This is a genomic window from Dolichospermum circinale AWQC131C (genome assembly GCF_000426905.1).
Lineage (GTDB): Bacteria > Cyanobacteriota > Cyanobacteriia > Cyanobacteriales > Nostocaceae > Dolichospermum > Dolichospermum circinale.
In genome coordinates this window covers 1-6,361 of the sequence record NZ_KE384633.1, presented here as the reverse complement: position 1 = coordinate 6,361, position 6,361 = coordinate 1, and the positions used below count along the sequence as shown (strand labels likewise).

The window sequence follows — 6,361 nt, the reverse complement described above, 5'->3', positions numbered from 1 at the left end:
CCCCTCCCCGCAAGCGAGGAGGGGGCTTAAGATGTACCTCATAAGAGCGGAAACCCCTGTATGAACGAAAAATACAATAGTGCCAAAGAATGGCGTAAAGCAAATTACCGAAAACTAAAACAATATCGTGGAGAATGGATTATTTACACCAAGGATGGTGTAATAGCTCATCACCAAGATTATAGAATCATGACACAGCAAATTGACCTTCAGAACTTAAAATCTTCTGACTACATCACTGAGCGTATCTACGAAAACGAATTTGTTGAGCCAGTAAAGTTTTTCCCAGTGCGTTTTAGAACAGTCAAAAAACATGATTGGCAGCCAAAATACGAAGTCTGTTTAACTTTTCAAAATTCTAAAATCCTGGAAATGCTTGTAGATTCTGGTTCAGATATTAGTCTAATTACCTTTTATTTAGGCACAGACTTAGGATATGCCCTCTCTCAAGGAGAAGTTCTTAGTAATGGAGAGGGAGTAGGGGGGAGTGTTCAATATGTACTCCGACAAGTTGAAATGCAGATTGATAATTATACCTTTTCTGCTCCTGTGGCCTGGTTACAAAATGAGGATTGCCAAGAAGTTTTATTGGGTAGGGAAGTTGTGTTTGATTTATTTGATATTGAATTTAAACAAGCTGAGGAGAAGATCCTATTCAAATATAGGGGATAACTACTGGCAACTTATAAAGTAAGTGTGTTATAAGTGAGCTAATAATATACTATAGGTGGGTAATTTGGCTACTTCTATAATTAAATGCTAAATTCAGCTTAATATTGAGATATATAAGCCTTCAAATCAATGATTTTCAAATTGATAAATTAATACTTATGTCAGACACAGTTATTCGCGTTGAAAATCTCGGTAAAAAATATATTATTGGCCATCAAAAGCAGGAACGTTATACAGCACTGCGAGATGTTATTACTAATAAAGTTAAATCTCTTGGTAGTTTACTAAATCCTAAAACTAAGAATGAAAATCCTGCTTTTGAGGAATTTTGGGCTTTAAAAGATGTATCCTTTGATATTAAGCAAGGTGATAGAGTAGGAATTATTGGCAGAAATGGGGCGGGTAAATCAACACTATTGAAGATTTTAAGCCGAATTACAGAACCAACTACAGGAAGCATCAAAATTAAGGGTAGGGTGGCGAGTTTATTAGAGGTAGGGACTGGGTTTCATCCAGAATTGACGGGGAGAGAGAATATATTTCTCAATGGGGCAATTTTGGGTATGGGTAAGGAGGAAATTAAGCGGAAGTTTGATGAGATTGTAGCGTTTGCGGAGGTGGAGAAGTTTCTGGATACTCCAGTAAAGCGGTATTCTTCGGGGATGTATGTACGGTTGGCGTTTGCGGTAGCAGCACATTTAGAGCCGGAGATTTTGATTGTGGATGAAGTATTGGCAGTTGGAGATGTAAAATTTCAGAAAAAGTGTTTGGGGAAAATGGAGGATGTGGGAAAAGAAGGCAGGACAATTTTATTTGTTAGTCATAATTTAGGTATCCTGCAAACTCTATGTCATAGAGGCGTTCTTCTAAACCAAGGGACAGTAATTACTGATGACAGCACTTCACAAGCTGTTATTACTTATCTACAAACCCTTGAACAATCATCCTCAAATAATCTGCTAGAACGAAAAGACCGAAAAGGTAAGGGTGAAATTCGTCTTTCCAGAGTTGATGTTTTTTCAGGAGATGATTATTCATCCACAACCTTAGCAACAGGTCGTCCCGCTCGTTTGACTTTTTATATCACTGATGGAAAACCTGGAATATCATGCGTGTTCACAATTTATGATCAGTATGGTCAACCTGTGGCAAATTTTAAGAGTGCTAACCAGTTAGATAATGAAGATATTAACAGTTCATCACAGCGAGAAAAAATAATTTGTGAAATTGATGAGTTATTATTAGTTCCTGGGTGCTACAGAATGAATGTAGCCATCAAGCATGGACAAGAATTACAAGACCATGTAGAGGCTGCCACTGTTTTAGAAGTTGAGGAAGGTCATATCAGAGGATATCCCGTACTTTCTAACGGGAACTATGGCAGTATTTATATTCCACACCGATGGATTTAGTTGAAATTAACTTAGGAGATTTAATAATGGTTAAATGGTTACATTTTTTAAACAAAAATTTATCAAACGAAAAAAAGATTACGTCTTTAGGTAATAAAATCTTTGGAATTGGTTGGGCTAAAACCGGGACAACTACTTTAGGTAGCTGCTTTAAAATATTGGGTTTTGATCACCAGAGTCAAAATTTAGATCTGGTGAGAGGCATAGAGAGGGGAAACCTTTCGGAAATAATAGCATTAGCTGAACAAAAAGAATCATTTGAGGACTGGCCTTGGATTATATTGTATGTCGAGCTTGACAAAGCCTTTCCTGGTAGTCGATTTATTCTCACCAAGAGGAATTCCGAGAGATGGATTAAAAGTTATAGAAATATTTTGGCCAGTCAAGGAAAAGCATCTAAACGGACTAATGAAATACGGCAAACACTGTACGGATTGCCTTTTCCTGAAGTGTTAGATGCTCAACTTATTGAGCGATATGAGAGGCATAATGCCGAAGTAATTCAATATTTTCTTGGCCGTCCAAAAGATCTGCTCGTTGTTGACTGGGAAGAAGGAGATGGATGGAAGGAGCTTTGTGATTTCCTGGGAAAAGATATACCTGCCAAGCCATTCCCTCATGCGAATAAAGGCAGTTATGATGTTAATAGATAGTTATATTATACAGATATTTATTGTCTAAATGAAAATTATTATTGACCAAAGTGGTTATCCTCTCCTGAATATTGGAGACTGGGCAATGTTACAAGTTGCCATTCAGCGAATATATGCTTTATGGTCTAATTGTTCTATTCAGGTGTTTACGACCTCACCAGAAAAGCTTGCTAAATACTGTCCAAATACTAAACCTCTGCTTCCCAATGGACGAAATATTTGGTTGTCTCCCGTGTTTTCTCCTGCTTATAAAATACCCAGCCGCAGTTTTGTTCAACTGTGGTCTAATTGCGAAAATCAATTTCGCAGACAATCGCCAGAAATAGTACGGTCTTTTATCAACTTGAAATTGAAAAGGCATTCTTCACAACGGGCAAGTGATTTTCAGACATTTATGGACGCAATTCATGAAGCTGACCTGGTTATTGCATCCGGTGGTGGATACATCACAGATTCTTTCAAATATCACGCTGGTGGTGTACTAGAGACTCTTCTTATTGCTAATAGTATCGGTAAGCCAACAGCAATGTTTGGTCAGGGATTAGGTCCTTTGAGAGATCCTGATTTGCTGGCTAAAGCTACAGCCGTTTTTCCCAAAGTCAAGTTAATTTCTTTGCGCGAGAAACGCTCTGGAATTTCCTTTCTCAAATCTTTTAATGTTCCCACAGAGCGTTTTATGACCACGGGGGACGATGCGATTGAAATGGCATATCAAGGACGTAATCCTCATCCTGGCAATGGTATTGGGATCAACTTAAGAGTTGCTTACTATGCTGATATTAACTCTGCTTTACTAGAAACTGTAAGAACGTCTTTACAAAATGCGGCTAAATTACTATCTGCACCACTAATACCTGTTCCCATTTCCTTAAAATCTGAAGGTGAAGAATTGTCTGACAGTATGGCAATTTGTAAACTCCTTAAAGGTTATGATGATGCAGCTGATGGTGGCAAGTTAATTGATACGCCACAGAAAGTTATTCAGCAAATCGGCCGTTGTAGCGTTGTTGTCACAGGAAGCTACCATGCTGGGGTATTTGCATTGGCGCAAGGAATTCCTGTGATTGGTCTAGCAAAATCCGAATACTACGCTGATAAGTTTTTGGGATTAGCAGATCAGTTTGGAGTCGGCTGTGAAGTTATTTTGCTGAATAACCAACAGCTAAAGGAGAATTTATTAACGGCAATTTGTCAAGCCTGGAATAATTCGGAAAAATTGAGACCCCATCTCTTAGATGCAGCCGAAAAACAAATCACTTTGGGAATAAGTGCGTATAATAAATTATATGAAATTATGAACAATAAATAAAGTTTGAAATTTGATAAATACATTTGAAATGAATGTCCTCAAAAAATATGTCTATTGTAATCAGCGTTATTATTTGCACTCATAACCCTAATCGTGGATATATTGAGAAAGTTCTGAAGGCATTACAATCTCAGACATTAGCTTTAACATTCTGGGAGTTACTGCTGATTGATAATGCCAGCGTTCGCATTCTTTCTTCAGAAATTGACCTGAGTTGGCATCCTCAAGGTCGTCATATACGAGAAGATCAACTCGGTTTAACACCAGCCCGTTTACGAGGGATTCAGGAAGCTCAAGCTGAAACTTTAGTGTTTGTAGATGATGATAATGTTTTAGAAATTGATTATTTAGCAAATGTGCTACAAATTAGCAAGGACTATTCATTCCTCGGTGCTTGGGGAGGACAAACAATTCCTGGATTCGTGGAAACCCCACCAGAATGGACAAAACCCTTTTGGGGAGCTTTGGCAATTCGGGAATTTAACGAAGATCGTTGGTCAAATCTGGTTAATCAATACGAAACAACCCCCTGTGGAGCGGGAATGTGTATTCGTAAATTGGTAGCCGAAAAATATGCTGATATGGTTAAACATGACTCGCTCCGCAAAAGTATGGGTCGAAAGGGGCAAAAATTAACCTCCTATGAAGATTCAGATATGGCATTTACTGCTTGTGATTTGGGCTTAGGTACAGGTCGCTTTGCCAAATTGAAGCTCACACATTTAATGCCGCCTGAACGGTTGCAGGAAGAGTATCTACTCCGATTAATTGAGTCTTCTACCTACTCTGGTGTTATTGTCGAGTCCTATCGGGGCAAACTTCGCCAAGGCTACAAATCTGGTTTAGGCAAATTTGCCGATTGGATTCGGTTTTGGCGCATGAGTCCGAGAGAAAGGCGGTTTTACCAAGCTCGTAAACGGGGCTTGAAGACAGCTTTAAATGAACTCCAAAAAGTCGAATAGCTATTGATCCCATAGACTCAATAAAAACCTCCAAAACTTAATCACATTTCAAAAAACTCCACACAGCTTATGTTTACTGTTTACTCAAAGCTAAGAAAACTATATCTCAAATCTAAGTTAGAGGGTGTAAATTATCCAGATACAGATAAGTTTGGCATTATGGGGTATGCACCCCATAAAACCGCATCCATGTTTATGTTCAAGCTCTTTAAAGATTTGGCAAATGAGAAGAAGATACTTTTTTATTCAGATAATAACTCTCCTTCCAATATTCGAGACTTTACACCAGAAATTGCTGATTCATTTTGCATGGCTCCCATCAGATCTTTAATCAAGATTTCAGACGATTTTCCCAATATCAAACGAATCAAGAAAATTGTTCAGATCAGAGATCCTAGAGATATGATAGTTTCTGAATATTATTCCTTCGGGTTTAGTCACACCAACAACAGTTGGTCTGAGGAGAAGAAAAAAGCCCGAGAAATCATTAGTCAAATGTCTATTGATGACTATGTTTTATCCATACTTGACGAGAAAAATCAGGCATATCGACTGGCTGGATATTCTCTACAAGAACGATTCCTAGTTTTTCTACCAGAATTAGCAGAGGACGCTCTGATAGTAAAATATGAAGACATGATATTAAATTATAGTCATTGGTTAAAATCTATTATCGATGCCTTTGAGTTCGGAGCCTTTAGCAACATTGCCAATCAATATTACTTTCTCAAGTACAAGGATGAATTTAAAATTCCCAAAAAAGAAAATATCTATTCCCACAAACGAGCCGTCAAGCCAGGTAATTATCGAGATAAGTTAAAACCTCAAACTATCAATCAACTTAATCAAGTCTTTGCAGAATTTCTGAATAAGTATGGGTATAATCTGTAAGGGTAGCGGCAATTGAGATATATTATTGATCTTGAAAGCGATCGCTAATTTATCAAATCTCAAATTGATCCTGGAGGATTGTAACGTTATTTTAAGATAAACAATTAAAGGTAAAAAATGAACGAAAATTGTTGAGCGATCGCCCTGAAAGAATATACTTTAGAACTACAAGCAAAAAGATATATAGAACTATACCAACAGGTCAACCAATTTTGAATTTGCGATTTTGGATTGACTCCACCTTCAAGTGTGGAGCTTGAGAATTTTAGATTGGCGTTAGCGAAGCGTACGCAGCGCAGCCAGTATTTTGGTTGGATTAATTCTGCCCTGAAGAGGCGGGGCTTATACCGAAAATTCCCAATCCAAAATCTAAAATCCAAAATCTAAGATTTTTCGGTTAGGCGATCGCTCCGCTCGGATTAGGCATCGCAACTAAATATATAATGTGATTATGAAAACCGA

6 protein-coding genes are annotated in these 6,361 nt (G+C 37.8%); all 6 read left to right on the top strand.

Features of this window, described 5'->3' with window-relative positions; genetic code table 11:
• The first annotated feature begins 60 nt into the window (after positions 1-60).
• A complete protein-coding gene (locus ACIR131C_RS0116560; protein ID WP_028091101.1) occupies positions 61-672 on the top strand; it encodes a retropepsin-like aspartic protease in 612 nt (203 codons plus the stop codon).
• Between the two features lie 158 nt (positions 673-830).
• On the top strand, positions 831-2,084 hold the full coding sequence (locus ACIR131C_RS0116555; protein WP_028091100.1) for an ABC transporter ATP-binding protein: 1,254 nt from the start codon (positions 831-833) through the stop codon (positions 2,082-2,084).
• The gene (locus tag ACIR131C_RS23025; protein WP_051347598.1) at positions 2,075-2,737 is read left to right on the top strand and encodes a sulfotransferase family protein; all 663 of its coding nucleotides are present in this window, start codon (positions 2,075-2,077) and stop codon (positions 2,735-2,737) included. The genes ACIR131C_RS0116555 and ACIR131C_RS23025 overlap by 10 nt, the downstream gene beginning before the upstream one ends.
• A 28-nt stretch (positions 2,738-2,765) precedes the next feature.
• A complete protein-coding gene (locus tag ACIR131C_RS0116545) occupies positions 2,766-4,046 on the top strand; it encodes a polysaccharide pyruvyl transferase family protein (protein WP_028091099.1) in 1,281 nt (426 codons plus the stop codon).
• 47 nt (positions 4,047-4,093) lie between these two features.
• Complete coding sequence (locus ACIR131C_RS23020) at positions 4,094-5,008, top strand: glycosyltransferase (protein ID WP_035372307.1); 915 nt, start codon at positions 4,094-4,096, stop codon at positions 5,006-5,008.
• Positions 5,009-5,077: 69 nt separating this feature from the next.
• Positions 5,078-5,899, top strand: coding sequence for a sulfotransferase domain-containing protein (locus tag ACIR131C_RS0116535; RefSeq protein WP_028091098.1), 822 nt, complete (start codon positions 5,078-5,080; stop codon positions 5,897-5,899).
• Positions 5,900-6,361: the final 462 nt, after the last annotated feature.

Bases quoted from the DNA above. Each gene is read 5' to 3' on its own strand.
- ACIR131C_RS0116560 (WP_028091101.1), top strand. From the start codon at position 61: ATGAACGAAAAATACAATAGTGCCAAAGAATGGCGTAAAGCAAATTAC.
- ACIR131C_RS0116555 (WP_028091100.1), top strand. From the start codon at position 831: ATGTCAGACACAGTTATTCGCGTTGAAAATCTCGGTAAAAAATATATT.
- ACIR131C_RS23025 (WP_051347598.1), top strand. From the start codon at position 2,075: ATGGATTTAGTTGAAATTAACTTAGGAGATTTAATAATGGTTAAATGG.
- ACIR131C_RS0116545 (WP_028091099.1), top strand. From the start codon at position 2,766: ATGAAAATTATTATTGACCAAAGTGGTTATCCTCTCCTGAATATTGGA.
- ACIR131C_RS23020 (WP_035372307.1), top strand. From the start codon at position 4,094: ATGTCTATTGTAATCAGCGTTATTATTTGCACTCATAACCCTAATCGT.
- ACIR131C_RS0116535 (WP_028091098.1), top strand. From the start codon at position 5,078: ATGTTTACTGTTTACTCAAAGCTAAGAAAACTATATCTCAAATCTAAG.